25 protein-coding genes are annotated in these 25988 nt (G+C 71.0%); 10 read left to right on the top strand and 15 right to left on the bottom strand.

The genetic code is table 11. The features are described 5' to 3' along the window. Window positions 1-29: 29 nt before the first annotated feature. On the bottom strand, window positions 30-644 hold the full coding sequence (locus JT362_RS12260; protein WP_260191255.1) for a helix-turn-helix transcriptional regulator: 615 nt from the start codon (window positions 642-644) through the stop codon (window positions 30-32). Between the two features lie 147 nt (window positions 645-791). Here JT362_RS12260 and JT362_RS12265 point away from each other — a divergent pair, with 147 nt between their 5' ends. Continuing rightward, window positions 792-1268, top strand: a complete 477-nt coding sequence (locus tag JT362_RS12265; RefSeq protein ID WP_260191256.1) for a hypothetical protein — start codon at window positions 792-794, stop codon at window positions 1266-1268. 56 nt (window positions 1269-1324) lie between these two features. On the opposite strand, the gene JT362_RS12270 is transcribed toward JT362_RS12265, so the two are convergent. Beyond that, window positions 1325-1843, bottom strand: a complete 519-nt coding sequence (locus JT362_RS12270; protein ID WP_260191257.1) for an NUDIX domain-containing protein — start codon at window positions 1841-1843, stop codon at window positions 1325-1327. Between the two features lie 70 nt (window positions 1844-1913). Here JT362_RS12270 and JT362_RS12275 point away from each other — a divergent pair, with 70 nt between their 5' ends. From JT362_RS12275 to JT362_RS12285, 3 genes are read left to right on the top strand one after another with little or no spacing between them, the layout of a single operon-like run. Next, on the top strand, window positions 1914-2252 hold the full coding sequence (locus JT362_RS12275) for an ArsR/SmtB family transcription factor (RefSeq protein ID WP_260191258.1): 339 nt from the start codon (window positions 1914-1916) through the stop codon (window positions 2250-2252). A 1-nt stretch (window position 2253) separates the two neighbouring features. Further along, window positions 2254-2898 carry an SRPBCC domain-containing protein gene (locus tag JT362_RS12280; protein ID WP_260191259.1) on the top strand — a complete coding sequence of 215 codons (645 nt, stop codon included), beginning with the start codon at window positions 2254-2256 and terminating at the stop codon, window positions 2896-2898. Window positions 2899-2924: 26 nt separating this feature from the next. Continuing rightward, on the top strand, window positions 2925-3419 hold the full coding sequence (locus JT362_RS12285) for an SRPBCC family protein (protein ID WP_260191260.1): 495 nt from the start codon (window positions 2925-2927) through the stop codon (window positions 3417-3419). Here the strand turns inward: JT362_RS12285 and JT362_RS12290 are convergent. Further along, the gene (locus JT362_RS12290; RefSeq protein ID WP_260191261.1) at window positions 3412-3810 is read right to left on the bottom strand and encodes an NUDIX hydrolase; all 399 of its coding nucleotides are present in this window, start codon (window positions 3808-3810) and stop codon (window positions 3412-3414) included. The genes JT362_RS12285 and JT362_RS12290 overlap by 8 nt on opposite strands. A 380-nt stretch (window positions 3811-4190) precedes the next feature. On the opposite strand from JT362_RS12290, the gene JT362_RS12295 reads away from it, so the two are divergent. Further along, window positions 4191-4847: a YdcF family protein gene (locus tag JT362_RS12295; RefSeq protein ID WP_260191262.1), complete on the top strand. Its 657-nt coding sequence runs from the start codon at window positions 4191-4193 to the stop codon at window positions 4845-4847. Window positions 4848-4899: 52 nt separating this feature from the next. Here JT362_RS12295 and JT362_RS12300 read toward each other — a convergent pair whose 3' ends face one another. The 3 genes from JT362_RS12300 to JT362_RS12310 all read right to left on the bottom strand — a co-directional run bounded on the left by JT362_RS12300 (window position 4900) and on the right by JT362_RS12310 (window position 6095). Further along, the gene (locus JT362_RS12300; RefSeq protein ID WP_260191263.1) at window positions 4900-5064 is read right to left on the bottom strand and encodes a DUF397 domain-containing protein; all 165 of its coding nucleotides are present in this window, start codon (window positions 5062-5064) and stop codon (window positions 4900-4902) included. A 75-nt stretch (window positions 5065-5139) separates the two neighbouring features. Next, window positions 5140-5304 (bottom strand): DUF397 domain-containing protein, encoded by a 165-nt coding sequence (locus tag JT362_RS12305; RefSeq protein WP_260191264.1) that lies wholly within the window; start codon window positions 5302-5304, stop codon window positions 5140-5142. Between the two features lie 2 nt (window positions 5305-5306). After that, window positions 5307-6095, bottom strand: a complete 789-nt coding sequence (locus JT362_RS12310; protein ID WP_260191265.1) for a helix-turn-helix domain-containing protein — start codon at window positions 6093-6095, stop codon at window positions 5307-5309. A gap of 144 nt (window positions 6096-6239) precedes the next feature. Between JT362_RS12310 and JT362_RS12315 the strand changes: the two genes are divergently transcribed. From JT362_RS12315 to JT362_RS12335, 4 genes are all read left to right on the top strand, one after another. Beyond that, window positions 6240-6545, top strand: coding sequence for a hypothetical protein (locus tag JT362_RS12315; RefSeq protein ID WP_260191266.1), 306 nt, complete (start codon window positions 6240-6242; stop codon window positions 6543-6545). Between the two features lie 63 nt (window positions 6546-6608). Beyond that, window positions 6609-6836, top strand: a complete 228-nt coding sequence (locus tag JT362_RS12320) for a hypothetical protein (protein ID WP_260191267.1) — start codon at window positions 6609-6611, stop codon at window positions 6834-6836. Between the two features lie 120 nt (window positions 6837-6956). Continuing rightward, window positions 6957-10124: a ThuA domain-containing protein gene (locus JT362_RS12325; RefSeq protein ID WP_260191268.1), complete on the top strand. Its 3168-nt coding sequence runs from the start codon at window positions 6957-6959 to the stop codon at window positions 10122-10124. Window positions 10125-10524: 400 nt separating this feature from the next. Beyond that, window positions 10525-11505, top strand: coding sequence for a hypothetical protein (locus JT362_RS12335; RefSeq protein WP_260191269.1), 981 nt, complete (start codon window positions 10525-10527; stop codon window positions 11503-11505). Window positions 11506-12604: 1099 nt separating this feature from the next. Here JT362_RS12335 and JT362_RS12340 read toward each other — a convergent pair. Together JT362_RS12340 and JT362_RS12345 are read right to left on the bottom strand one after the other, a co-directional pair. Next, window positions 12605-13141 (bottom strand): hypothetical protein, encoded by a 537-nt coding sequence (locus tag JT362_RS12340; RefSeq protein WP_260191270.1) that lies wholly within the window; start codon window positions 13139-13141, stop codon window positions 12605-12607. A 419-nt stretch (window positions 13142-13560) separates the two neighbouring features. Continuing rightward, the gene (locus JT362_RS12345) at window positions 13561-14460 is read right to left on the bottom strand and encodes an SDR family oxidoreductase (protein WP_260191271.1); all 900 of its coding nucleotides are present in this window, start codon (window positions 14458-14460) and stop codon (window positions 13561-13563) included. A 197-nt stretch (window positions 14461-14657) separates the two neighbouring features. Between JT362_RS12345 and JT362_RS12350 the strand changes: the two genes are divergently transcribed. Next, entirely contained in the window at window positions 14658-15758 is a 1101-nt protein-coding gene (locus JT362_RS12350; protein WP_260191272.1) for an alpha/beta hydrolase, read from the top strand. 76 nt (window positions 15759-15834) lie between these two features. On the opposite strand, the gene JT362_RS12355 is transcribed toward JT362_RS12350, so the two are convergent. The 7 genes from JT362_RS12355 to JT362_RS12385 form a co-directional block, all read right to left on the bottom strand. Continuing rightward, on the bottom strand, window positions 15835-16638 hold the full coding sequence (locus JT362_RS12355) for a hypothetical protein (protein WP_260191273.1): 804 nt from the start codon (window positions 16636-16638) through the stop codon (window positions 15835-15837). A 329-nt stretch (window positions 16639-16967) separates the two neighbouring features. Further along, window positions 16968-18257 (bottom strand): type I glutamate--ammonia ligase, encoded by a 1290-nt coding sequence (locus JT362_RS12360; RefSeq protein ID WP_311202694.1) that lies wholly within the window; start codon window positions 18255-18257, stop codon window positions 16968-16970. Beyond that, window positions 18251-19981, bottom strand: coding sequence for an IucA/IucC family protein (locus JT362_RS12365; RefSeq protein ID WP_260191274.1), 1731 nt, complete (start codon window positions 19979-19981; stop codon window positions 18251-18253). The genes JT362_RS12360 and JT362_RS12365 overlap by 7 nt, the downstream gene beginning before the upstream one ends. Beyond that, entirely contained in the window at window positions 19978-21246 is a 1269-nt protein-coding gene (locus JT362_RS12370) for a lysine N(6)-hydroxylase/L-ornithine N(5)-oxygenase family protein (protein WP_260191275.1), read from the bottom strand. The genes JT362_RS12365 and JT362_RS12370 overlap by 4 nt, the downstream gene beginning before the upstream one ends. Next, window positions 21243-22910 carry a pyridoxal phosphate-dependent decarboxylase family protein gene (locus JT362_RS12375; RefSeq protein ID WP_260191276.1) on the bottom strand — a complete coding sequence of 556 codons (1668 nt, stop codon included), beginning with the start codon at window positions 22908-22910 and terminating at the stop codon, window positions 21243-21245. The genes JT362_RS12370 and JT362_RS12375 overlap by 4 nt, the downstream gene beginning before the upstream one ends. A 42-nt stretch (window positions 22911-22952) precedes the next feature. Continuing rightward, on the bottom strand, window positions 22953-23900 hold the full coding sequence (locus JT362_RS12380; protein ID WP_260191277.1) for an LLM class F420-dependent oxidoreductase: 948 nt from the start codon (window positions 23898-23900) through the stop codon (window positions 22953-22955). Continuing rightward, the gene (locus JT362_RS12385) at window positions 23897-25987 is read right to left on the bottom strand and encodes a S9 family peptidase (RefSeq protein WP_260191278.1); all 2091 of its coding nucleotides are present in this window, start codon (window positions 25985-25987) and stop codon (window positions 23897-23899) included. Before JT362_RS12385 ends, JT362_RS12380 begins: the two co-directional genes overlap by 4 nt. Window position 25988: the final 1 nt, after the last annotated feature.

A 25988-nucleotide genomic window follows, 5' to 3' on the forward strand; every position in this document is an offset into this window, starting at 1 on the left:
CAGAGTGTTCTCGACGGAGGCGGACGTCATCAGTAATTTTGATGAAACCGGATCGCGGGCAGGACCCGCCGGTCGCAACAGGACCGGTAGGCCATGGCGATCGCCGCGGCCTGCGACCGAACCCGCAACTTGTGCAGCACCGCCGCGATCTGCGTGCGGACCGTCGCCAGCGCCACCGGCCGCCCCCTGGCGATCTCCGCGGCGGACAACCCCCGCACCAGGTCGGCGAGCACGGCGGCCTCCCGGTCGGTCAACCGCTCGAACCTGGCCGACTCGGCTCGCCGCGCACGCAGCACGTGCTGCCGCCGCTCCCGGTCGGCGACCGGCGCCGGCCCGGCCCGCAGCGCCGCGTCGACACCTCGGACCACCTCCCCGAACGGCAGGTCCGCGTTCACCGCGGCACTCGCGCACAGGCCGACGAGGGAGTCCAGACTGTTCAACCCTCCGACCACGACGACCTGCGCGGCGACCGCCGGCGACACGGGCAACGCCCCGTCGTCATCGGCGACGAGCACGATTCGCCGGCTGAGCGCGGTCGCGTGCTCTCGGATCTGCCATCCCAACGCGTCCAGTGCCGCGGTCAGGGCACGCGCGAGGAAATGCGGGAACATCAGGATCGGCAGCGCCAATTCTCTGTCCGTCACGACGCCCAACGTAAGATCGTGATCTTGGACGAGTAAGCTTCAACAAACGATCGTGGGACAACCCCATCACTCGAAAGGGTGCTTTTACCGAATATCGGCAACGACGGGTCGAATGCCGCCGGCATCGACGGAACAGCGGTGGGAGGCATGGTGGATGTCACCGTGCAGTGGGTGCACACCTCTTGGACCAAGAGGTCACGCGGTGGCGCGGCGGCGACACGGCGGAACACCGCGCCGATCGGCTTCGTCGTCCCCAACGCGCCGATCCCCTTCGCGCACCTGGTCACCATGAGCGAACGACAGGACTTCCACCCCGAAGAAACCGTCGCCGAGGTGACACGTGTCGAGGTGAGCCTGCACGAGGCCGACGGCAGGCTGCGGGTACTGCCGCGCGTGAACCCGCTGTTCGGCCTGCCCCCACGACCGCGACGTCCGCCCGCGGTGCGGCTCGCACCCGGGCAGTGGGTCCGCTGGCAGCTGAACTACCGGTTCAGCAGCGCGGCGGGCATGCAGGACTGGTCCTACTGGCTGGACACCTTCAACATCGCCTACGGCCCGGTCCATGCCGACGTGTTTCTGGGAGCACCGACCCACCTGGTCGACGAACGAGGTCCGCTCCGCTAGGTCTTCACAGTCGTGTGCTCGTGGCGAGAAACCAGGTCGCGGGCACGCGCGGCACGTCAAGCGATGCGCTGACCCTGCTCGCACAACACGGTCACACCCTGTTCCACGGCCTCCAGCGCGGCGGCGATCCGGTCGGCCAACATCGGCTTCACCTTGCCCCTGGCCTCCGCCAGTGTGTAGAAGCCGGCGGAGAGGATCTCCCCGTCGGGGAACGCCAGATCCACCAGGCCCGTTTCGTCCAACACGCCGCCGTCGAAGACGAACACCACGGCTTCCGGGCGGGATTCCCGCGGGCGCACGTAGTCGACGACCAACAGCCGACCCACCGGGCGGTCCCAGCCCAGCTCCTCGGCGAGCTCGCGGGACGCCGCCGCCCACGGTGACTCGTCGGCCTCGACCGCACCGCCGGGCATCTCCCAGTTCGGCTTGTACGACGGCTCGACCAGCAACACCCGGCCCGCGCCGTCACGGAACACGATCCCGGCGGCCATCCGCTTCCTGGCCAACCTCGCCACGTACTGCTCCACGGGCAACATGGCGCCGGCAGCGGGTGCGGCGGACTCCGATTCGGTCACCTGCGACACCCTAGCCACCATCAGGACACCAGGTCTGACTTATATAAGTGAGGGCCGGTATGATTCGATCGTGCACGCGTTCGACATCCTCGGCGACCCTCGTCGCCGGCGCATCCTGGAGCTGCTCGCCGACGGTGAGCAGACCTCCGGCGCGATCACGGATGTGATCCGGGCCGAGTTCGGACTCTCCCAGCCGGCCGTCTCACAGCATCTGCGCGTGCTGCGTGACAGCGGGTTCGCGTCGGTGCGGGCCGAGGGCGCTCGCAGGTTCTACGCCGTCGAGCCCGCGCCGCTGAGCGAGGTCGACGCGTGGTTGGACCGGTTTCGCCGGTTCTGGGAACAACGCCTCGACGCTCTGGGAACCGAGCTGGCCCGGGGCAGGACCGATCCATCAGCGAAGGGAACCTGACATGAAAGACGTACTGGACGAACTGGCCGCCGCGCGCCGGGCACTGGGCAAGGGCAGCGTGCCCGCCGGCGACGCATACACCATTGAGGTGCGGCGGCGATACGACGCGCGGATCGACGACGTCTGGGACGCCGTCACCAGCCCCGAACGGCTGCGTCGCTGGTTGAACCCGGTCACCGGAGACCTGCGGCTCGGCGGGAAGTTCGACTTGGACAGTGGTGAACACGGCGAGATCCTCCGGTGCGACCCGCCGCGCCTGTTGAAGGTGTCCTGGCTCTTCGGGCCGGACGGCGACGCCTGGCCCGGCACGAGCGAGGTGGAAGTGCGCCTGGCCCCTGGCCCGACCGGCGACACCGAGTTCGAGCTGATCCACGCAGCGGTCGTCGAGGAGCCCCTCTTCCCGACCTACGGCCCCGGTGCCGGCGGCGTCGGCTGGGACCTGCGTCTCCTCGCCCTGGCCCGCCTGTTGGCCGACGGCGAGACCGCCGACCACGAGGCGCTCGAGAAGTCGCCCGAAATGCGCGAGTTCATCCGGCGCAGCGCCGCGGCCTGGGGCGAGGCCCATCTGGCCGCCGGTGGCGACCCGAAGCACGTCGCGGCCGCGGTCGAGGCCACGACGAAGTTCTACGCACCCGACCCGACCTGACTTCCACCTCAGAAGGAATGCGCGTTGTGAAGTACACCAACTCGATCGAGATCGCCCTGCCGCGGGAGAAGACGGCCCAACTGCTCGCCGACCCGGCACACCTGCCGAAGTGGCTGCGAGGCATGGTGGTGCACGAGCCGCTGAGTGGGGTACACGGGCAGCTCGGTACCAAGTCGCGGGTCGTGATGCAGTCGGGGAAGCGGAAGATCGAGTGCACCGAGACGATCACCCGCCGGGACCCGGCGGACCTGCACGAGATTCCCGAAGGGACCGTGGTGCACTTCGACCGCGAGATCGTCGGCGCGGGCATGTGGAGCGTCGTGCGCGACCGGCTGACCGAAGCCGATCCGGGAACGACGCACTGGGAGCAGGAGAGCGAGTACCGGTTCAGCGGCCTGTTGATGCGACTGGTGGGGCGTCTGATGCCCGGCGCCTTTCACAAGCAGTCACAACAGCACATGCAGGATTTCAAGGAGTTCGCCGAACAGGGGAAGGATGTCCGCGAAGAAAGTGTCAGGTGAGTTGTCCGGTCTGATGTAGATGGTCGAAGATGATTTGGTCGACGGGGGACACGCGATCGCGGTCGGCGTAGGTCAGCCAGATGAGCTCCGCGATCTCGCTGCTGGGGGTCAGGGTGCCTTGGTAGTCGGCGGTGTAGCAGGTCATGCGCACCGTGATGCCGTTGGCGTGGCCGTGTGCTTGGGCTCGGAAGGTCCCGGCGTGTGCCGCGGTGGCGGGAGCGATGGTGACGGCGAGTTCTTCGTCGATCTCCCGGACGAGGGTCTGGATGTCGGTTTCGCCGGGTTCGCGTTTGCCGCCGGGGAGGTAGTAGACGTCCTTGCCGTGCGACCGCGTACTGAGGATCTTGCCGCTTTCCAGCCGAATCCACGCGATCTTGTCTATGGCCGTCATCGTTTCCTTCCTGACCTGGTGGGGCCCCGCAGTGTATGGCGAAGGTCGACTCGACGAGATCGGTGGTACGCGGATGGATCCAGTGTTCCGGGGGTAGTCACGATCTCCAGGATGCGCGCATCTGGGCGGTGCGACCAGCACGTTGGCGATCTTGTGGAACCAGCATCGCTACTCACGGGCTGGCAGGAACACCTCGCGCGAGGCGATGCTCTTCCGGCCCCTGGAAACGTCGGTCTCGACCTCGCCCGCGGCGTGACCAACCTCCGGAGCCTTCGTCTCGGCACCATCGCCGCCGACAGGTCCCGCCCCGGCTCGTCACCGAACCTCCGCCCGGCGTGCCGGACACGGCACCGATCCACGCCGGCCTAAAGTGCCTCGCCATGGCGAGCAGGACGCTTCCCCCGGACCTGCGCGCTGACGTGGAGACCCTGTGGGGCTACCACGACCTGGGCCACCAGCCACGCCGCTGCGACGTCGGCATCGGCCTTGGCTCGCACGACCTCGGGGTCGCGATCCACACCGCCGACCTGTACCAGCGCGGCATGTTCCCGCGCATCGTGTTCACTGGCGCGAACGCGCCCACCACGATCGAACGGTTTCCCCGAGGCGAGGCCATCCACTACAGCGAACACGCCATCAGCATCGGCGTGCCGGCCGAGGCGATTCTGATCGAGACCGAGGCGACCAACACCAGCCAGAACCTCACCAACAGCCGTCACGTTCTCGCCGACACCGGCATTCACCCCGAATCGGTCATGCTGATCTCCCGGCCCTACCAACAACGACGCGCCTACGCGACCTGCCGCAAGGTCTGGCCCGAGGCCGACGTCGTGTGCGCCTCCCGGCCTTTGCCACTCGACGAGTATGTCGCGAGCATCGGCGACGTCGACCGAGTGATCAACATGCTCGTCGGCGACACCCAGCGCATCACCGAATACGCCCACCGTGGCTTCGCCGTCGAGCAAGACGTACCCGGCCACGTCCACGCCGCCTACCAACGCCTCGTCGGCGCGGGTTTCACCAGCCGCCTGATCTAGGTGCCGGCGTTGACGCGCCGATCCACGACGTGCTGGACGATCGCGTTCTGGGTCAGCGGTGCAGGTCGCCGGACTTCACCGTTGCCAGCAACCGGGACAGGTCAGCGACCAGGGTGGGGCCAGTGTCGTTCTTGCTGTCCCGCAGGGCGGCCAGGTCCTGCCTGATTTCCACGCAGTCGCCGCCGGTTCCGCTGTAGCTCGACTTGCGCCAGTCCATGATCGCTCCTTTGTTGGCGACCACTCGGCTCCCGACACGGGGAGGTGCGGGAGCCGAGTGGTTGATCATTCTTGGTCAGCGGTCCAGGCTGCCGGACTTCACCGTCGCCACCAGCTGAGACAGGTCCGCCAGCAGCGACAGGGATCCGGGGTTCTTGCTGTCCCGCACGGCGGCCAGGTCCTGCCTGATCTCCACGCACTCGCCGCTGTCACCGCTGAAGCTCGACTTGCGCCAATCCATGATCACGCCTCCTTCAGGATCGATTCAAGCCTAGCCCGACTCTCGCGGATCGGAAGGGCTATGTGATCCAGCTTGGCAATCATCCTGGTATACGGCTCCGCCTGGTCATCGTGCAGGTAGAAGCCGCCGGAGTAGACCTCGACGTTCACTACCGGCGGGGTGTGAGGGAACGTCATGTAGAGCCAGGAGTGACTGATCAGCCCTACCGGCAGATGCTCCGGCACCACGCGAACCGGAATACCACGCTCCCGCGCGTCCAGCAGGTGTTGGATCTGCTTCCGGTGACCTTGAGGACCACCGAATGGAGTCCGCAACGCCGTCTCGCTGATGTAAGCCGCATAGTCCAACGTGCCGACGATCTTCTGTCGTCGGCGCCTGGCTATCCAACGCAACTCGGCGACATCCGATGGCACGTCCTGGGAGAGCATTTGCGCCATGGCGTACTCCTCGGTCTGGAGCAAGCCCGGAACCAGCGACACGGCCCAGTTGGTCATGCCGTTGGCGTCCGCCGCGTAGCTCGCCAGGGTGCCCATCTCGGTGGGGACGCCGGGGAGTGGGCGGTCCCACCAACCCGCCGCGTTGTCCGCCCTTGCCTCGGCGATGATCGCTTCGCGCTCGTACACGGGCAGCCCGTAGACCGTCAGGATCGACGACACGTCCTCGGTGGTGATGTGTCGTTGGCCGTTCTCGGTTCTGGACATCGTGGACAGGCCCCAGCCGACCGCCTTCGCCGCCGCTTCGAGGCTCATGCCCGAGCGTTCCCTGCGGATCGCGCGCAGGCGGGCGCCCACGATGCGGTCTCGCGGCCTCGGGGGTTGTCGCTTCTTCGCCACGCTCATGCCTTCCCGGAAGTCGGAAGTGTCAGCACGCTTCCAAAAGGAAGCATACGGTCTTGACCAGCACCGATCAGGACCAGGAAGACGGAGACAACCGGAGTGAACACGAACAGTATCCGATCCTCGTGGATCACCGCGCAGGAGGATGGGACCGAGCACGCGGTGACCGACGTGGCGCAGGAGGCCGCGCGGGACGCCGGCGACGGGCGGTACGAGGCGGAGTGCGGGACCGTGCTCCTGGCCGCCGCCATGGAGGCCGCGCCGCTGCACCGGTGCGCGCGCTGCCGGACGATCCGGCGCGCTCGCTTCCGGCCACGCGAACTCGCGGCACCGCAGCGCCGGTCGGGGTGGCTCTCGCGGCTGTGCCACCGCGGTCGCCCGGCGGAACGAACGACGGGCGCATGAACAGGAACGCCTCGACGCCGACACCCCGCACTGCTGGCCATTCCAACCGATGGGACCCACACCGTGACGGCAACACCGTTCGCCCTGGTCGACCCGGACGACCGGAACATGATCTTCGCCTACGGGTTGGACATCGATCTTCCGTCCGGGCGGGACGTCATCACCTTCCGGCGGGACCACGCCGGGCACGGCACCTTCTCGGTGCACGCCTCCGTCGAGGCGGCGCACCGGCGGTTCAGCGTCATCACGCCGCTCGACCTGGTGTGGGACTGCGGTTCGAGCGACCGATGACAGGAAAGGGCTTTCTTTCAGCATAGCGCGTGGACCGCCACTAGGAAAGCCCTTGCCTGAGTTACGGGCGCGTATCACACTGGGTCGGCCGGTTCCCCTGCTGACCGTGAAGGGACGCGCATGCCCGCCTCACGAAGAGTCGCCACCCTCGTAGTTCTGACCATGCTGGCCGGGCTGCTCGGCACGGCCACCGCGACCGCGCACACGAGGTTCTCCGTCCTCGTGTTCTCCAAGGTCACGAACTTCTACCACGACTCCATCCCCGCCGGGATCGACGCCATCCGCGAACTCGGCGAGCGCCACCAGTTCACCGTGGAGGCCACCGACGACGCCTCGGCGTTCACCGACGACAACCTGGCCCGGTTCGACGCCGTCGTCTTCAACAACACCAACTCGACCCCGGAGTCCGGGGACCTGCTCGACGCCGACCAGCGCGCCGCGTTCCAGCGGTACATCCGCGCGGGCGGCGGGTTCACCGGGATCCACGCCGCCTCCGCCACCGAACGAGACTGGCAGTGGTACGAGGGCCTGGTCGGCGCCATCTTCGAGAACCACCCCGCGCCGCAGGTCGGCCGCGTCAAGGTGCTCGACCGCGCCCATCCGTCCACAAAGCACCTTCCGGAGCTGTGGGAGCAGCAGGAGGAGTGGTACAACTGGCGGACCAACCCCACCGGCAAGGTGCACACCCTCGTGCAGATCAAGACCGATGACGGCGTCACCGGCCTGAACGAGGGCGTCGACCACCCGTGGTCCTGGTGCCAGCGCTACGACGGCGGCCGGTCCTGGTTCACCGCCGGCGGGCACGCGCCGGAGAAGTTCGACGACCGCTGGTTCCGCACGCACCTGCTCGGCGGCATCGAGTGGGCGGCCGGCGCCAAGGACGGCGACTGCTCGGCCACCCAGACCGGCAACTTCCAGCGGGTTCCGCTGGTCACCGAGGGCCTCGCCGACCCGTTCGAGCTGGCCGTCGCCCCTGACCGCCGGGTGTTCTACATCCAGCGCACCGGCGCGCTCAAGGTGATCGACCAGGCAACGCTCACGGTCACCACCGCCCTGGACTTCGAGTACACGCCGGAGATGACCAGCCAGTCCGACGGCCTGCTCGGCCTGGCGCTCGACCCGCGCTTCGAGCGGAACAACTGGCTGTACCTGCTGTACTCCGACACCGAGGAGTCGCGGCTGAACCTGTCCCGGTTCACCGTCTCGGCCGACGACACCGTCGACCTGGCGTCGGAGAAGCGGCTGATGGAGATCCCGACGTTCCGGGGCGAGGGCCGGGCGAACTCGCACATGGCGGGCTCGCTGGCGTTCGACTCGAAGGGCAACCTGTACGTCGCCACCGGCGACAACACCGACCCGTTCGACTCCGACGGCTTCGCGCCGACCGACGAGCGGCCGGGCCGGGCGGCCTGGGACGCGCAGGGCACCAGCGCCAACACCAACGACCTGCGCGGCAAGATCCTGCGGATCACCCCGCGCAAGGACGGGACGTACACGATCCCGAAGGGCAACCTGTTCCGGCCCGGCACGCCGAAGACGCGGCCGGAGATCTACGTGATGGGGATGCGCAACCCGTTCCGGATCACCGTCGACCCGGCCACCGACGCGCTCATGGTCGGCGACTACGGACCGGACGCGCGGGAGGCCGACCCGGAGCGCGGCCCGGCCGGCACCGTCGAGTACCTGCGCATCACCGAGGCCGAAAACCAGGGCTGGCCGTACTGCACCGGGAACAACACGCCGTTCCACGACTACGACTTCGCCACCGGCACCTCCGGCCCGGCCTACGACTGCACCGCGCCGGTGAACGACTCGCCGAACAACACCGGGCTGCGGGAGCTGCCGCCGGTGCAGCCGGCCTGGGTCTGGTACAGCTACGACACCTCCGCCGAGTTCCCCGAGCTCGGCTCCGGCGGTGGCGGCCCGATGGCCGGCCCGGTGTACCAGTACGACAGGAAGAACCCGCTGGTCACCAAGTTCCCGGAGTACTTCGACGGCAAGTTCTTCGCCTACGAGCTGACCCGGCGCTGGTTCAAGGCCATGTCGGTGCAGGAGCGGGACCAGTCGTTCACCGACCCCCGGTTCCCGGACGCGCACGCCGGCGACCTGCTGTCGATCAACGGGGTGTTCGGGGACATGTCGTGGATCCAGCCGTTCGACGCGGACTTCGGGCCGGACGGCTCGCTGTACGTGATCGACTTCGGCGCCGGCAGCGGCACCGGCCGGGGCGGTACCAACGAGGGCTCCGGCATCTACCGGATCGACTACGTCGCCAACGGGCGCGCGCCGACCGCGGCGGTGACCGCGTCGGTCGACTCCGGTCCGGCGCCGCTGACCGTCGAGTTCTCCAGCGAGGGTTCCGGCGGCGGTGACGGCGAGCCGGTCACCTACGCCTGGGACTTCGACGGCGACGGCACGGTCGACTCGACCGAGGCGAACCCGACGCACACCTACACCGAGCCGGGCGAGTACCGGGTGCTGTTGACGGTGACCAGCACGACCACGGACCTCACCGCGGTCGCGGCCACCACGGTGACGTCGGGGAACACCCGGCCGCAGGTGCGGATCGTGTTCCCGCCGGACGGTGGCATGTTCGACTGGGGCACGACGATCCCGTTCGAGGTCGAGGTCACCGACGCGGAGGACACGGAGATCGACTGTTCCCGGGTCGTGGTGCAGTCCCAGCTCGGGCACGACGACCACCTGCACCCGATGGACAACGTCACCGGCTGTTCGGGCACGGTCCGGACGGACACCGGCGACAGCCACGGGCCGGGGCAGAACCTCTACGCCGCGGTGAGCGCGCAGTACACCGACGGTGGCGGCACGGGTGACGCGCCGGAGCTGGTCGGGTCCGCGCACCTGGTGCTGGAGCCGAAGCACAAGGAGGCCGAGCACTTCGAGGACACCGAGGGGGTCGAGGTGCTGGACCGGTCGGACGCGTCGGCCGGCAAGCGCCTCGGCGAGATCGAGCACGGTGACTGGGTCGCCTACGACCCGATCAACCTGACCGCGATCGACTCGGTGACGGTGACGGCGTCGTCGGGCGGGATCGGCGGCCGGATCGAGTTCCGCGCCGACGCACCGGACGGCGAACTGGTGGGCTCGGTGGACGTGCCGAACACCGGCGGCTGGGGCACGACGGTGGACCTGGACGTCCCGCTGACCGACCCGGGCCGGACGATCACCCTGTACGCGGTGTTCGTCAACCCGGACTGGTCCCCGGACAAGGCCGACCTGCTGTCCCTCGACGAGCTGCTGTTCAACGGGCAGGGCGTCAACCAGTAGGACCGAGGTGGGGCGGGCCGGCGTGTTCGGCTCGCCCCACCTTTCCGCTGGTCGGGTCGATCGCAGGGGCAACAGCGTTGGCCCCGGAACGGGGGCGACCGCCGGGCAAGCTCGTCGACCAGTCGGTTGAACCCGGTTGGATCGAATCCCGGCCGTACGTCCGACTCGTGTGGCGTCAGCCAGCCGCGCCGGAGCGCGTCGTTGATGACCTGCTTCTTCGGGCGGCGCTCCCGCCGTGCCACGTCGTCGATCAACTGGGCTAGGTCATCGTCAATCTTCACGGTGATCCGCACCGTGAGGATTATGGTGCCTGGTTCCCGAGTTCGCCGCGACGATGAGTTGAGCGCCGGCTCCTACGGTGCGACAGACCGTCATCACCCGTAACTTCCCTGGGAGCGCCGTGAGAAGAACCAGTGCCGTCCTGTTGTCCGCCACCGTCGTGGCCCTCGGGCTGCCGGCGGCGGGACAGGCGACAGCCGAGGCCGACGCGTCCGCGTGTGCGGTGTCCACCCTGCCCAACCCCGCCGACGGGACCGCGACCGTGACCGCGATGACCGGGAACACCACGTTCTACGGCTCCGTCTCGCCGGTCGGGAACGGGTCGGGCGTGGTGTGGCGGGACGGGGCGATCGTGGACGCCCTCGCGTTCAATCCCGTCGACGCCAACGCCTCCGGCGTGCTCATCGGCTACCGGTACACCCCCGACACCCGCTGGTCCCAGCCGGTCGGGCAGCGGCCGGGCGAGGAGCCCGTGGACATCGGCTCGACGCAGGACGCCGTGCACGAGATCAACGACGCCGGCACGTACGTCGGCAGCGGCACGGTCGGGCATTGGCCGTACTACTTCAGCATCGCGTTCGTCGGCAGTGCCGACACGTGGACGGGCTATGCCCTGGAGTCCTCGCTCGACGTACCGATCGCCGCGCTCGCCGTCGACGACAACGGCGACGTGCTGGGACGCAGCGACTACGACCGGGACGGTGTCCGCACCGCCGCGGTGTGGCGCGACGGCGCGAGCGGCGCGCCGCAGGACCTCGGTCCAGCCGACGAACTCGACCCGGAGGACATCGACGCCGGTACGGTCCTGGTCAACCGCGCCCTCCACGACGACATCGCCCTGATCGACCTCGCGTCCGGGGACGTCACGGCCGTTCCCGGGAGCACCGGCTACCGAGGCATCTCCCTGAAGAACGGCACGATCCTCGCGAACAGTGCCGACGGGTACGCGTTGTTCCGGGACGGGACGAGCACCGACCTGGCACCGCCGGCGGGGTCGACGATCACCTCGGCCGGCGCGCTCAGCTCGGACGGTACCACCGTCGGCGGCCAGACCAGGACCAGTGCCGGAGCCCTGGTGCCGACCGTGTGGCGCTGCGGGTAGCCCGCGCCTACTCCACCAGGCTGCCGACGCCGTTGGCGCGGACACTCCCACGTCACCCGAACCGGACCCCACGGTGGTTCGAGGCGGGCTTCCGGCGGTTCTCCAGTGGGAGCGGCACGAGCGGGTAGGCGACCGCTCGCCCCGGACCGGCCGCCTACCCGACGTGTCACGAGCTCATGGCTCAGTCGACGAGCACCGGCCAACCGTCGAACAACCCGCCCTGGCACGTCAGGCCGGTCTCGCTGTGCGGGTTGAAAACAGTGGATCCACCACCCCATTCGCACTGCTCCGGGGGGATGGGATCGGGTCGGGCTGACGCGGTCCCCGCCAGCCCCACCATCACCCCGACTGTGACAGCCAGAGCACCTGCGAACGACGCCATCCGCCGCATCGTCACCACTTCCTTCCGTTGAGATGGACTGCCTTGCGCATCCAGGCATGCCCGTCCCAGGTGGACGTCCAACCTGCCGCACACCCATGTGCGACATCGGTCATCCCGCGGAGTGAAAGCACCACAAGCGGAGCGTGGCCCGGCACACGAAAGGTGATCCGTCCAGGCGCGACAGCCACGCACGGGGCGCCGCGGTGGACGTGCCGGCGAGGACCTCGGCGCACTGCTCGGTCATCCGGCCAGCTCGACACGATGGCCCGCCGGGCGCGCGCCAGCCGGGCCATGGGACGCGACTCCATGGTCGGGTTGTCGCGGAGAACCAGGCGGCTCGGACCGGCGAGGCGAGTGAGCCGGCTCGGTGTCCTGCACGCACGACGACGGTGGGAATCGCACCATGGGACATGGCGGTTCAGCCCGTGGTGCGGCACGTCTGGGTCGCCCCGATGACCCGCGTCCCGCGTGACCTGCCGGAACGGGCCAGCGCCCCGGTGGGGCCGGTGGGCGCTTCCCCGATACCTCGCCAACCCCGGTTCGGCCCGAACATCACGGTACCCACGGCGGCCGGTGTCATGGTCGTCGCGGCTGGCGAGACCGGCCAGCGCTCCGGTACTGGCATTCTCTTCCGCGGGGCCCGCCGGTGAACGGCCACGGCGGTAATCCCGCCGGCTCCGAACGGGAGGGCTCGGCGTCCGCGGCGTGGTCAGTCGCTCAGGATCGGAACGACGAGCTCGGGTACGGCACGTTGACGCCTCGGTCGTCCACCACAGGTTGCTCGTCGTAGCTGGGCGGCGGGAAGATACCGGCGTCGTGCTTGGGGGGCGGCGGTGTGGGGGTGTAGTCGGCCGGTTCGTTCCACGACTCCTCGTGGCGCGACTGCTTCGGCACGGAGACCTTCGGCAAGTCGTCGTTGTGCACGGGAACGACGTCATAGAGGTCGTCGCCCCGACCGGTCCGCAGCATCCACGCCTGAAGGCCCTGGAGCTCGCTGTAGAGCGCGGGGCCGGCCTGGCTCGCGAGCTGTTTTCGGGACTCCTCCAGCCGATCCGGTTGGGTGAGCAACTCGTTGAGCAGAGCCGAGACCTGATCGACACGGAAGCGCCCGGCAGGCAGATAAGCCTCCTGTGCGCTACGCAGGATCAGCTGGCCAGTCGGGTCGGACAGTTGTGGAGCATCGGACGGTCGAGTTGTCTTGTCCGTGAACCACTTGTAGCGAAGGCGAGTACGTTGAATCGTCCAGGTAGACATTACAAGCCTCGTTTCTGTTTATCCGCTTCCGGGGACTGGTCCCAACGGGTGACGCGTCCCAAAGTAGTGGGTACCGGAGGTACCGGAAGGAGCACAACGACACCCATTCGGTTAAAGTGCAGAAACGCCGTGGGACAGCAGGTCGAGCGGATAATCGCAACTGAAACCTGTTCGAAGTGCGAGTTTTCGGTAGCCGTTGTCGTCGACGCTACCCAAATAGATTCCCTCCACAGTGGGGCACAGGTCACTTTTCGTGAGCGCTGCCGCCAAGCCATGCCGCCGGGCCCCCGAGCCGGTGGTAGTTCGGCCGCCTCCGGCGGTGGGGCGGCGGAGGCGGCTGCTCCTGACCAGGGGAGCCGTATCCCCGAGGAGGTCCGGGAGGACGTGGTCCGGGGCCGCGAGGGGACGCGAGCCGATGCTCAGGTCAGCAGTTGACCCCCGGTCACCCCGAGCACCTCGCCGGTGACGTAGCTCGACTCCTGCGAGGCGAAGAACACATACGGCGGTGCGAGCTCGGCGGGTTGGGCGGCACGGCCGAGCGGCGTCTGCCCGCCGAACGAGTCGACCTTCTCCGCGGGCATCGTCGCCGGGATCAGCGGAGTCCAGACCGGTCCCGGCGCCACGGAGTTGACCCGAACACCCCTGGACGCCAGGTCCGCGGACAACGCCTTGGTGAAGTTCACGATCGCGGCCTTGGTGCACGCGTAGTCCAGCAGCTCGGGTGACGGCTGAAACGCCTGGATCGACGACGTGTTGATGATGCTCGACCCCGCCCGCATGTGCGGCACGGCCGCCTTGCACAGCCAGAACATCGCATAGACGTTCGTCCTGAACACCCGGTCGAACTGCTCGGTCGAGATGCCGAGGAGTCCGTCGTCCTGGGACATCTGGTAGGCGGCGTTGTTCACCAGCACGTCGATCCGGCCGAACTCCGCCAACGCACGTTCGACGATCCGTTCGCAATGGGTCTCGTCCCGGATGTCACCGGCCACCAGCACGACCTCGCGTCCCGCCTCCCGAACCAACTCCGCGGTCCGCTCGGCGTCGTCCTGCTCCTCGGCCAGATAGGACAGCAACACGTCCGCGCCCTCCCGGGCGAACGCCACCGCGACGGCCCGACCGATCCCGGAGTCGCCACCGGTGATCACCGCCTTGCGGTCGGCCAACCGGCCACTCCCGCGGTAGGAGTCCTCGCCGTGGTCCGGCTCCGGTCCCATCGCCTCACCCGTGCCCGGATGGTCCTGCTCCTGCCCGCGCTGTTCCTGCGGTCGCGGGTACTGGTCACGCGGATTCCGCTGCGTGTACTGGTCCTCGGCCATGGCTGCCCCTCCTGGGTGAACGCTCCTCCCGCAGTGTTCCCGCCGGCTGGCCCCGGCAACCCGACACTTGAGGCTCAGCACCCCACCTCAGGATTGACCTCGGTCACACCGGGTGGTCGGGCGGTGTGCGGAGCCGTCGCCGGGGTATTCGCCACCTGCCCGCCCTCCGGCCGGGCAGACGAGGGCGGGGAGACACGTTGCTGACCGAACTGCTGGGGGACGTGGTGCACGGCGCGGAGAAGGTGCACCACGGGCTCGCCGCGCTGATCCACGAAACGGCGCGCACAGGAGTCAGCAGGTCCGGTGCTGTGCTCGGCTCGCTCGCGGCCACCGCGACACGGCCGCCCCGAATGCTGATCGACTCTCCTGTGGGGCAGCGCGCCCTCGGCATCGCGAACGGCATGTTCGGCGAGAAGGCGGACGCCCGCGGCGGCGCGCTGCCCGCCGCGATGACGGTGCGGCTGGACCACCGCCGGATCGACCTGGACGGTGACTCACTCACGGCCGCCTTCCCCGACGCGACCGGGCGCCTGGTGGTGTTCCTGCACGGACTGGTCGAAACCGAGCGCTCCTGGTTCCACCGGCACGCCCCAGGCAGGTCCCGCTCTGGCACGGACTTCGGCAGCCGGCTCGCCGAAGACCTGCCCTGCACTCCCGTCTACGTGCGCTACAACACCGGCCGCCGCGTCTCCGACAACGGTGGCGAGCTCGTCGACCTGCTCACCGAGCTCGTCGCGGGCTGGCCTGTGGAGGTCACCGAGATCGTCCTGATCGGACATTCCATGGGCGGGCTGGTCGCCCGCAGCGCGTTGCTCCAGGCCACCGAACAGCCGATTCCGTGGTTCTCGACGGTGACCCGGCTGGTGTGCCTGGGCACCCCCCACACGGGCGCGCCCCTCGAACGTGGGGTCGTCCATGTGACCGCGCTGCTCGACAAGCTCGCGGTCGCCGCACCGCTGGTCCGGCTCCTGGCCCTGCGCAGCGACGGCATCAAAGACCTCGCCCGGGGCAGCCTCCACCGCACCGAATGGGCCACCGAGCCCACCGCCACCGTGGCGCCCGTTCCCACGCTTCCCACCGAGGTCCGGCAGTACTTCGTCGCCGCGACCCTGACCCGCTCGCGAGAAAGCCTCTTGGCCCGGTTCCTCGGCGACCTACTGGTGGCCCCGGCCAGCGCCGGCGACAGCACACAGGGCGCGGACCTCCGGTGGTTCGGCGGCATGCACCACTTCGACCTCTTGTGCCACGACGCCGTCTACGACGCCATGCTCGACTGGTTGCGGTCCGATCCCCGGTGAAGGACGACCGCGGCGGCAAGGGAGGCGCCACGCACCGTCGGCCGGGTGTTCGGCCACCAAGCGCGTGCCCGCTTCGTCAGGTCAGACGGATCCGGAAGATCGCGACCCGTGCGTCGTGTGTGTCCACCCGCATGGGAACCGTTCTGGTGCCGCGGAGCTGGAGTTGGACGTCACCGTTTCCCGGCAACCAGTTGATCCGGTCGATGCCGCCGGTGAAGACCTGCTGCTCCGCCTGCCATCCGGTTGCATCCCGGTAGTCACGACGGTTGGTGTCGGCGGTCCAGATGACCAGGCGGCCCAGCCGGTGCTGGGCGAGCACCCGCTCCTTGTGCACGCGCTTGTGCAGGTTCCACTCGTCCCGCAGGTCGGCGCGGTTGTCGCCGTTGTAGGCGTTGGCGATGTAGTGGGTGTTGATCAACGCGAACCGCAGGTCGGGGTGCGACTCGTGCCGGACCACGACCTCGTTGATCCAGCGCGGGGGCGTCACCTTGGGAATGCCGCCGTGTACGCGGGTGGCGCGGGAGCTGACGACCTTCCACGGCCTCGGGACCGACAGCGGCACCCGGTAGGACCTGTCGTGCCACAGGAACGCGTTCTGGTAGAGGTTCCCGAAGTACCTCGTGATCATCGGACGCTCGCCGGTGTCCCCCTCGCAGATCTCCTGCCAGCCCACCAGCGGCCGGTGTCCGGGGTCGGCGTCGCGAACGTCGTGGATCGCGTCGTCCCGTGCGCCGAGGTTCGTGCGGCCGATGTTGGCGGTGACCACGGGGAGACGGATCCAGTCGGTCGCCGCGGCGGCGGTGCCGGTGCCGGCCGCGGCACCGAGAAGGGCTCCGCCGCCGAGGGCGAGGGCCTGTCGTCTGCTGAGCTTTCCGGACACGGGGCCTGCCTTCGTGATGGAGATCGGGAGTCGTGCCTGTGGGTTCGGCAACGTACACCCCTCCGGATCGGGGATGGCCCGAGCCTGGCCGTGTCCGTCCGACCTGCCGAACGGCGCCGGGGCCATCCCGCGCAGCCGGGTTGGTCCGGTCGGCGGCCGGCCTGGGTGGACATCAGCAGGGCCGTCGGGACCCGGACGTGTGGCGGACTCCGCCGGCTCTACGTCCGGCTTCGCCTCTCTGAGCTGCCGGTAAGTAACCATGGCTGACATGGTGTCCCGCCGGCGCGGGCCGCGGCGGGCTTGGACGGATTGGGACAGGACTGGACGGGTCAGCGCCGCAGGTCGCCCCGGGTGCGCTGCCAGTCGGACACCGAGTCCAGGCCGGTGGCCAGTTCCTCGTCCAGCAGGGCCACTCTGGCGTCGACCATGGCGTCGCCGAGCAGGGCGCGGGCCAGCGCGGATCCGGCCAGGGCGTGCCGGGCCGCCCAGGGGGTGTCGTGCAGGCGGGCGCCGGCCGGGACGGACAGGGACTCGCGGACGCCGTGCCGGCCGGCGGCGAGGATCGCGGCCACCACGAGGTGCACCTGCGCGTCCGCGCCGGCGAGGCGGACCTCGACGCGCCGGGAGTCGCCCCGGCCGACGATGCGGAGCGCGGCGGTGCGGTCGTCGGCGCCGGCGCGCAGCTCGCGCGGGGCGAACGGGGCGGTGCGGAGGCGGACGTAGGAGTTCCAGGTCGGGGCCCAGATCGCGGTGAGGTCGGGCGCGGCGTGCAGGACGCCGGCCACGAAGTGGTCCAGTGCGTCCGCGTCGGACAGCGAGAGGTGCACGTGGCAGGAGCCACCGGTGCCGGGACGCTCGGCGGCGAGGTAGCCGGCGCGCACCCCGTGGGCCGCGGCGGCGCGGCGGATGACCAGCTGTTGCAGCATGGCGTCGTCGCAGGCGGCCAGGGCGTCACGGTGGCCGAGGACGCTCTCGTACTGGCCGGGGTGGCACTCGCCGCGGCGGGACTCCACGCCGAGGCCGGCGGCGTCCACGTCGGACTCGACGGCGGCGAGCAGGCCGCGCAGCGGGTCGAGGGTGGCGTAGTCCAGGCCGCCGGGGGTGAGCGGCGTGCCGGACGGGTCGGTGAAGGTCACCTCGTGCTCGATGCCGACGGACGGGACCAGGCCGGCGGCCTCGGCGGCGGTGAGCTGGTCGCGCAGGGCGGTGCGCGGGGCGATCGGGACCGGGCGGCCGTCGGGCCACTCGACGTCGCAGACCACCAGCCAGCTGCCCGGTTCACCCGGCAGCGGCGCGAGCGTGGCCAGGTCGGGGCGCATCCGCAGGTCGCCGTAGGTGGCGGTGTACGGCTCGAACACGGGCGCGGCGACCGGCTCCCGCGCGGGGTCCCAGGCGAACACGTAGGAGCAGACGCCGTACCCGTCGGCCAGCACGGTGTCGACGAAGAACCGCGCGCCGAGGGTCACCGCGGCGAAACGGGCGTGCGGGTCGGGCACCAGCAGGGTGAGCGAGCGGACCGTGCCGCTGCCCACGTCGGACCGGAGGGCGGCCGCGAGGTCGGGTGCCGCGCGGGCGGCCAGGGTGCGGGGGCCGCGCGGGCGCTGGTGGTCGATCACCACGCGCCGTCCGGGTCGGGGCCGGCCAGCGGGTTGCGGGCGCGACCGTAGCGGACGTCGAACTCGTCGTCCCGGTCGACCTTGTCGAAGCCCTGGCCGGCCAGGTGCTCGCGGTTCAGCGTCACCCGCTCGACGTCGGGCGCGAAGAGCTGGCAGGCGTCGAACCGGTCCGCCAGCTCCGGGTGCTCGTCGCGGTACCGGCCGACGATCTCCCGGACCCGCCGCCACAGGTCGGCGCGGGGATGGCCGAGGTCGTCGAGCAGGATCTCGGCCCAGAACCGGAGCTGGCCGGCGAACACCGAGCTGAACAGCGACTGGGCGAGCAGGTGCGGGGGCCAGCGCAGCATGTCGGCGCTCGCCTCCGGCGCGAGGCTCGCGTACTCGGGCAGGTCGGCGTCCATCAGGTCGACGCCCTGGGCGAAGTCCTTGATCGCGACGCGCAGCGGGACGCCGTGCTCGTCGGTGACGAGGATCAGGTTCTGACCGTGCGGGCAGAAGCCGACGCCGTAGCGCAGCAGCCAGTGCAGCAGCGGGGTCAGCAGCAGGTCGAGCAGGCGGCCCAGCCACTCCCCTGCGTCCAGGGTGGACTCGGCGATGAGCCGGGTGAGCACGGCCCCGCCGTCCGGGCCTCGGTAGGGCAGGGCGGCGAACGAGATCGCCCGCTCCCCCGGCGCGAGCCGGGCCACCATCGGCTCGCGCCACAGCGCGCCGAGGGTCTCGTGAAACCGGTACGGCAGCTCGTCGAGGTGGCCGAGCAGCGGGTGGCGCACGGACACGCTGGCGACCTCGCCGAGCAGCTCGAACCGGTACTTCTCGGTGAGCAGCGGGTCGGCGGCGCCGACCTCGCGCAGCCAGGTGGTGACCGCCGGGGCGGCCAGCGTGGCGGCCTGCGCGAGTCCTCTGTAGACGAGCGTGTTCCGCACCGACACGGCGGTCTTGACGTCCCGGCGGTCCGGGCGGGTGACGTTGGCGAGCGTGCGGATCGTCTGGTGTGGACGGTAGTGGTCGCGGCTCTCGCCGACCGGGACGACGACGCCCTCGGCCAACTCGCCGGCGTAGAGGGTGCCGAGGATCTCGTCGGCCTGCCACGGGTGCACCGGCACCAGCACGTAGTCGTCACCGGGCAGCCCAGCGCGGAAGGCGTCGAGCTGGTCGCCGAGTTCCTCGCGCAGCAGCTGTTCCTCGGTCAGCTCGGCGACGCAGCGGAACGACGCGTGGTCGCGGTGCACGGCGAACCAGCGCAGCGGGAACTCCCGCCCGGACTCCGGCGCGTAGCGGGCGCGGTCGGTGGCGGAGAAGCCGACCCGGCCCTTGTTCAGCACCAGCCTCGGGTGCCCGGTGAGATGCCCGTCGGCGGTGTTGTAGTCCATCGCGACCAGTTCCGCCGCGGTGGGCGCGCGGTCGAGCCGGGCGGCCTCGTTGGTGACCGTCGCGGTCAGCTCGGCGAGCACGTCGGCGAGCCGCAACCCGGTGAGCCCCAACCGTTCCCGCGCGTCGACGACCAGCGTGCGCGGGTCGCGGGCCGGCTCGCCGTCGCGGGTGGCGCTGCCCGGCTCGACGTGCCAGGACTCGAACGCGCCGCGCCGGGCGCGGAACCGGTAGGTGGCGGCCGGCAGCGCCAGCACCCAGTCGTCGCCGTCGCGGACCGGTTCGAGCAGGCCCTCGTAGCTCAGCTCGCCCAGCATCTTGTGCACGACGAGTGATCCGGCGTCGCTCCAGCCGCTCATGGGGTTCCTCCGAGTCCGAATGTGGTGAACGCGGTCCGCTCCGGCAGGCGGTGGACCTCCCGCCCGCAGACCGAGTTCAGGATGCTCGCCGACCGCCAGGCGGCCAACCCGAGGTCGGGCGCTCCGACGCCGTGGGTGTGCCGCTCGGCGTTCTGCGTGAACAGCGACCCGCCCGCGTCCAGCCGCACCCGGTGGTCGGCGTCGACCGCGATCCGGCCGGCCGCGTCCCGCTCGATCCGGTCGGCCAGCGGCGCGAGCAGCGCGGAGAGGTCCCGCTCGCGGTACCCGGTCGCGCACACCACCGCGCCGGTGACCACGGTCGCCACGCTGTCCTGCTGGACGTGCCGCAGCGTCAGCTCGACGCCGTCGGGCCGCGCGGTCGCGCCGGTGACCGCCACGCCGGGCAGGAGCGTGGCGTCCGGCCAGCCGCCGCCGACCGTGCGCCGGTACAGCTCGTCGTGGATCTCGGCGATGGTGTCCGCGTCGATCGCCTTGTAGAGCTGCCACTGCGCGGGCACCAGCCGGTCGCGGGTTGGCTCGTCGAGGCCGTGGAAGAACCGCGTGTGGTCCGGGGTGAACTGCTCCAGCCCGAGCTTGGAGTACTCCATCGGCGCGAACGCGGGCGTGCGGGTGACCCACCGCAGCCGCCCGCGTGGTCGGGCGCGCAGCAGGTCCAGGAACACCTCCGCGCCGGACTGCCCGGAGCCGACCACGGTGACGTCCTCGGCGGCGAGCAGCCGGTCCCGCGCGGGCAGGTAGTCGGCCGAGTGCAGGACGTCCGGGCCCGCCAGGGGTGCCAGCGGTTCGGGCAGCACCGGCTCGGTGCCGACGCCGAGCACCACGTTCCGCGCCCGCACGGTGCCGGCCGGCTCGACGTCCAGCTCGAAGGCGTCCCCGGCCCAGCGCACGGCCCGCACCCGCTGCCCGAACCGGCAGCTCGGCAGCCGGCGGGACGCCCAGGCGCAGTAGTCGTCGTACTCGGCGCGCGGGATGTGGAACCTCTCGGCGAAGTAGAACGGGAACAGCCGGTCGAGGTCACGCAGGTAGGCCAGGAACGACAGCGGGTTGGTCGGGTCGACCAGGGACACCAGGTCGGCGAGGAACGGCACCTGCAGCGTGGTGCCCTCGATCATCAGCCCGGGGTGCCAGCGGAACTCCGGCTCCCGCTCGAAGAACGCGGCGCGCAGGCCGGGCACCGGGGCGGCGAGCGCGGCGAGGGACAGGTTGACCGGCCCGATCCCCACCCCGGCGAGGTCGAGGGTCACGGCAGCGGGACCCCGGCGAGTTCCGCGGCGTGCGTGATCACCAGGTCGAGCAGGTCGACGTAGCCCGCGAGGTCGGCCTCCGGGTTGAGCAGGGTGAGCTTGAGCCAGACCCGCCCGTCGATCGTGGCCCGGCCGAGCACGGCGGTGCCCGCGTTGAGCAGCCGCCGGCGCACCTCGGCCACCAGCTCGTCGCCGTCCGGGTGGTCGTCGGCGACCGAGGGCCGCAGCAGCACCGTGGACAGCGTCGGCTCGGCCCACAGCCGCAGCCCGTCGTGCCGGCGTACTTCGGCGGCGAGGTCGCGCGCCATCCGGCAGCACCGCTCGACCAGCGCGGCGACGCCGGTGCGGCCGAGCGCCCGCAGCGTGACGGCGATCTTGAACGCGTCCGGGCGGCGTGAGGTGCGCAGCGAGCGGCCGAGCAGGTCGGGCAGCCCGGCGGCCATGTCGTCGTCCGGGTTGAGGTAGTCGGCGCGCACGTCGAGCGCGGTGATCGGCTCGCGGGTGGCGAGCACCCCGGCGGCGATCGGCTGCCAGCCGAACTTGTGCAGGTCGACGGCGACCGAGTCGGCGCGGGTGAGCCCGTCGAGCAGCGGGGCGAGCCGGTCGCTGAACAGGGTCGCGCCGCCGTAGGAGGCGTCGACGTGCAGCCAGGCGCCGGCGCGGTCGGCGAGCGCGGCGAGGCCGGGCAGCGGGTCGATGGCGCCGGTGTCGGTGGTGCCGGCGGTACAGGCGACGATCGCGCGGTCCGGGAGGCTGATCCGGTCGGGCCGATCGAGATCGACGACGGTCGGGGTGGGCAGCCCGAGCAGCCAGGCGGCGCGGGCGACGCTGTGGTGGGCGGTCGGTCCACAGACGACGTTGCGGGCGCCCGCCTCACGGGCGAGCAGGATGCCGAGCAGGTTGGACTCGGTGCCGCCGCTGGTGATCACCGCGTCCGGGGTGCCGTCGGGGAAGCAGAGGCGGGCGAGCGCGGCGGTCAGCTCGCGTTCGAGCTCACTGGCCATCGGGGCCTGGTCCCAGGAGTCCAGCGAGGGGTTGAGCATGCTGGCGACCAGGTCGGCCGCGGCGGACACGGCGAGCGGCGGGCCGTGCAGGTGGGCGGCACACCAGGGGTGCGCCGGGTCGACGGAGCCGGCGGTGAGCAGCCGGGTCAGCTCCCCCAGCGCGGCGGCGGGCCCGACGCCGTGCTCGGGCAGGATCCCGGACGCACCACGCGCCAACCCGCCACCGCCCGCGCCGGAACCGCCGACGCCACCCGCACCCGCGCCACCACCCGAACCATCGACGCCGTACGTGTCCGCGCCACCACCCGAACCATCGGCGCCGTACGTGCCCGGGCCGCCACCCGAACCATCGACGCCACCCGCACCCGCGCCACCACCCGAACCGCCGGCGCCGTACGTGCCCGGGCCACCGGTACCGTTCGCGTCCGGCCCCTCACCCGAACCACTACCGGTGTTCGGGGCGCCGAGCGCGGCCGCGAGTGCCGCGGCGACGGCCGGTGGGCCGCCCGCCGGGACCGGGCCGGTGCGGGACGCCGCGGCCTCGGCCACCGCGTCCAGGGCCACCGCTACCAGTTCGCGCACCTCGTGTGCGCCGGCTGCTCCGCCGGCGAGCAGCGGCCCGCCGGCGGAGTTGCCCGAGTCGATCAAGGCTGACCCCATTCTTAGGTTCACCTAACTTGAACCTCAGAATACGGCCGGGCCTCAGGGTGCCAGCGACCGCACCACGTCCAGCGGATCGGCGCCGGTGGGCAGCACGGAGATCACCGGCGTGTCCAGTCCGGACTCGACGTACGCGGCGACGCGCTCCCGGCAGTGCTCGACCGGCCCGTGCACGACCAGCTCGTCCACCACCGAGTCCGGGATCGCCTCGTTGGCCGCCGCGCGGTCGCCCGCCGCCCACGCCTCGTGCATCGGCGCCAGCGCGTCGCCGCGGCCGAGCCACTCGTGGAACGCCCGGTACACCGGCACGGTCAGGTAGCTGCTGATCAGCAGGCGGCCAAGGCCGCGGGCGGCGTCGGCGTCCTCGGTCGGGCACACGAAGATCCGGGCCACCAGCTCGCGGTCGGATCCCAGCTCGGCACGGACCGTCGGCACGTCGGTCGGGGCGAGCCAGTTGGTGATCGCGCCGTCGGCCTCGCGGGCGGCGAGCCGGAGCATCCCGGGACGCAGCGCCGCGAGCAGGATCGGCGGTGGTGGGGTCGGCGGGCGCTCCAGGCGGAACTTGGACACCGCGAACGTCGGGTAGGTCTCGGTGACCTTGTCGCCGACGAGGGCGGCGCGCAGGAACCGCAGGGTGTCGCGGGCGCGTGCGTACGGCTCCTCGAACGGCACCGCGTTCCACCCGGTCACGATCGCCGGCGTCGAGGTGCCGACGCCGAGCACGAACTTGCCCGGTGCCAGCTCCGCGATGGTCGCCGCCTGCATCGCCAGCAGCCCGGGCCCCCGGGTGTAGACCGGCGCGATCGCGGTGCCCAGGCGCAGGCCAGGCGCCCACTCGGCGGCCAGCGCGAGCGGGGTGAACGCGTCGGTGCCGGCGGTCTCGGCGGACCACACGTCGGTGAAGCCGAGGTCGGGCAGCTCACGCACCAGGTCACGGTGCGCGGCCAACGGCACGCCGGTCAGCGGAAGGGTGATGCCCCAGCGGTTCACTTCGCCACCCCCAGAGCGTCGCGCAGCCATTCGACCTGCATCAGCATGAAGTTCTCCGCCACTTCGTCGTCCTGCGGGGTCATGTGGGTGACGCCGGGCAGCGGCAGCAGCGCGTGCGGTCGGCCGGCGGCGACCAGCGCGGCCGACAGCCGGACCGAGTGCGCCACCACGACGTTGTCGTCGGCGAGCCCGTGGATGATCAGCAGCGGGCGCCGCAGGTTCGGCGCGTCGTCGATCAGCGAGTTGCGGGTGTAGACGTCCGGGTGCTCGTTGGGATGACCGAGGTAGCGCTCGGTGTAGTGGGTGTCGTAGAGCCGCCAGTCGGTGACCGGCGCGCCGGCGATCGCCGCGTGGAACACGTCCGGGCGGCGCAGCACGGCGAGCGCGGACAGGTACCCGCCGTAGGACCAGCCTCGGATGGCCACTGTGGACAGGTCGAGGTCCGGGTGTTCCTCGGCCGCCGCGTGCAGGGCGTCGACCTGGTCGTCGAGGGTGACGCCGGCGAAGTCGAACGCGATCGCCCGCTCCCAGTCGGTACCCCGGCCCGGCGTGCCGCGCCCGTCGGCGATCAGCACGGCGAAGCCCTGGTCGGCGAGCCACTGCGGGCCCAGGTAGGCGTTGCGGCTGGCGAGCACGCGCTGCGCGTGCGGGCCGCCGTAGGGGTCGAGCAGCACGGGGAGCTTCCCACTGCCCGGCACGTGCCCGGTCGGGTAGACGACCGCTGCGCGCAGCCGGCGCTCGCCGAGGGTGAACAGGTGCAGGTTCGGGACCACGCCGGGGTCGACGGCGTGCGAGTCGACCCGCGCGACCTCGGTGTCACCGCGCAGCACCCGCACGACCGGGCCCGAGTGCTGAAGCGACCACGAGGACAGCACGGTCACCTCGCCCGCCCTGGCCGCGCCGTGCACACCGTCCGATGTGGACATCCGGGTGACGGTGTCTCCGGCGCGGTAGACGTGCACCTGGGTCGGGTCCTGCTCGGACGCGGTGCACAGCACGTCGTCGGCGACGTCGAGCACGGCTCGTACGTGCAGGTCGGGCGGCGTGATCTCCTTGCCGTCCACCACGACCCGGTTCACACCCTCCGAAGTGGACACGTGGACGAGCCGCCCGTCCGGCGTCCACGCCGGCACGCCGGGGACGATCTCCACCCAGCGCTCGTCGGTGTGCTCGGCGAGCAGTTCGGTGGCGCCGGTGTCCGGGTCGACCGAGCGGATCTGGGTGCGGCGCTGGTCGCGGGACTGGAGCAGGACGAGCGGCGGGCCGCCCGTCGACCAGTGCACGGTGACCAGGTACGGCAGGACGTCGGTCTCCAGGTCGACGTCGACGCGCGTGCCGTCCAGGCCGACGAGCACCAGCCGGACCTCGACGTTGTCGGTGCCGGCGGCCGGGTAGGCGACGACGTTCGGCGCGGCCTCGGGGTTCGCCGGGTCGGCGATGTGCCACCGGCGGACCGGCCGGCGGTCGGTGACCGCGACGAGCAGCCGTTCTCCGTCCGGCGACCACCAGTACCCGCGAGCGCGGCCCATCTCCTCCGCGGCGATGAACTCGGCGACCCCGCACGCCCGGTCCGGCCCGTCCGGCTCGGCGAGCGCGCGGTCGCCGGTGCCGTCGACGCCGACCACGCGCAGCGCGTCCTGGGAGACGTACGCCACGTGCGTGCCGGTCGGGTCGGGGCGCGGGTCGATCACGCCGGGTGCGGTGGGCAGTTCGCGGGCGTCGCCGGTGACCGCGTCGGCGACGAAGAGCCGCCCGGACAGCGCGAACGCGGCGATCCGCACGGCCGCGTCGGTGGCGTTGCCGACGACACCGCCGCCCTGCTCGCGGCTGCGTTCGCGGCGGGCACGCTCCTCCGGCGGCAACTCCTCGTCGCCCGCGCTCCCGTCGAGCAGCCGGGCCGGGTCGCCGAGCCGCGTCTCCTGCCCGGTGGCGAGGTCGAGCCGCCACAGGATGTGTTGGCGGTCCTCACCGGAGGCGGAGCGGAGGAACAGCACCCGCTCGCCGTCCGGGGAGACCTGGAAGCCGCGCGGGGTGCCGAGGGTGAACCGCTGGGTCCTGGCCTGCAGCCGTAGGAAAGAGTTGGTCACT

Origin of the sequence: Actinophytocola gossypii (genome assembly GCF_025165815.1) — a bacterium.
GTDB classification, from domain to species: domain Bacteria; phylum Actinomycetota; class Actinomycetes; order Mycobacteriales; family Pseudonocardiaceae; genus Actinophytocola; species Actinophytocola gossypii.

Bases quoted from the DNA above. Each gene is read 5' to 3' on its own strand.
- JT362_RS12325 (WP_260191268.1), top strand. From the start codon at position 6,957: ATGCCCGCCTCACGAAGAGTCGCCACCCTCGTAGTTCTGACCATGCTG.
- JT362_RS12300 (WP_260191263.1), bottom strand. From the start codon at position 5,064: ATGGACTGGCGCAAGTCGAGCTACAGCGGAACCGGCGGCGACTGCGTG.
- JT362_RS12305 (WP_260191264.1), bottom strand. From the start codon at position 5,304: ATGGATTGGCGCAAGTCGAGCTTCAGCGGTGACAGCGGCGAGTGCGTG.
- JT362_RS12345 (WP_260191271.1), bottom strand. From the start codon at position 14,460: ATGGCCGAGGACCAGTACACGCAGCGGAATCCGCGTGACCAGTACCCG.
- JT362_RS12375 (WP_260191276.1), bottom strand. From the start codon at position 22,910: ATGGGGTCAGCCTTGATCGACTCGGGCAACTCCGCCGGCGGGCCGCTG.
- JT362_RS12265 (WP_260191256.1), top strand. From the start codon at position 792: ATGGTGGATGTCACCGTGCAGTGGGTGCACACCTCTTGGACCAAGAGG.
- JT362_RS12365 (WP_260191274.1), bottom strand. From the start codon at position 19,981: ATGAGCGGCTGGAGCGACGCCGGATCACTCGTCGTGCACAAGATGCTG.
- JT362_RS12295 (WP_260191262.1), top strand. From the start codon at position 4,191: ATGGCGAGCAGGACGCTTCCCCCGGACCTGCGCGCTGACGTGGAGACC.
- JT362_RS12290 (WP_260191261.1), bottom strand. From the start codon at position 3,810: ATGACGGCCATAGACAAGATCGCGTGGATTCGGCTGGAAAGCGGCAAG.
- JT362_RS12340 (WP_260191270.1), bottom strand. From the start codon at position 13,141: ATGTCTACCTGGACGATTCAACGTACTCGCCTTCGCTACAAGTGGTTC.
- JT362_RS12280 (WP_260191259.1), top strand. From the start codon at position 2,254: ATGAAAGACGTACTGGACGAACTGGCCGCCGCGCGCCGGGCACTGGGC.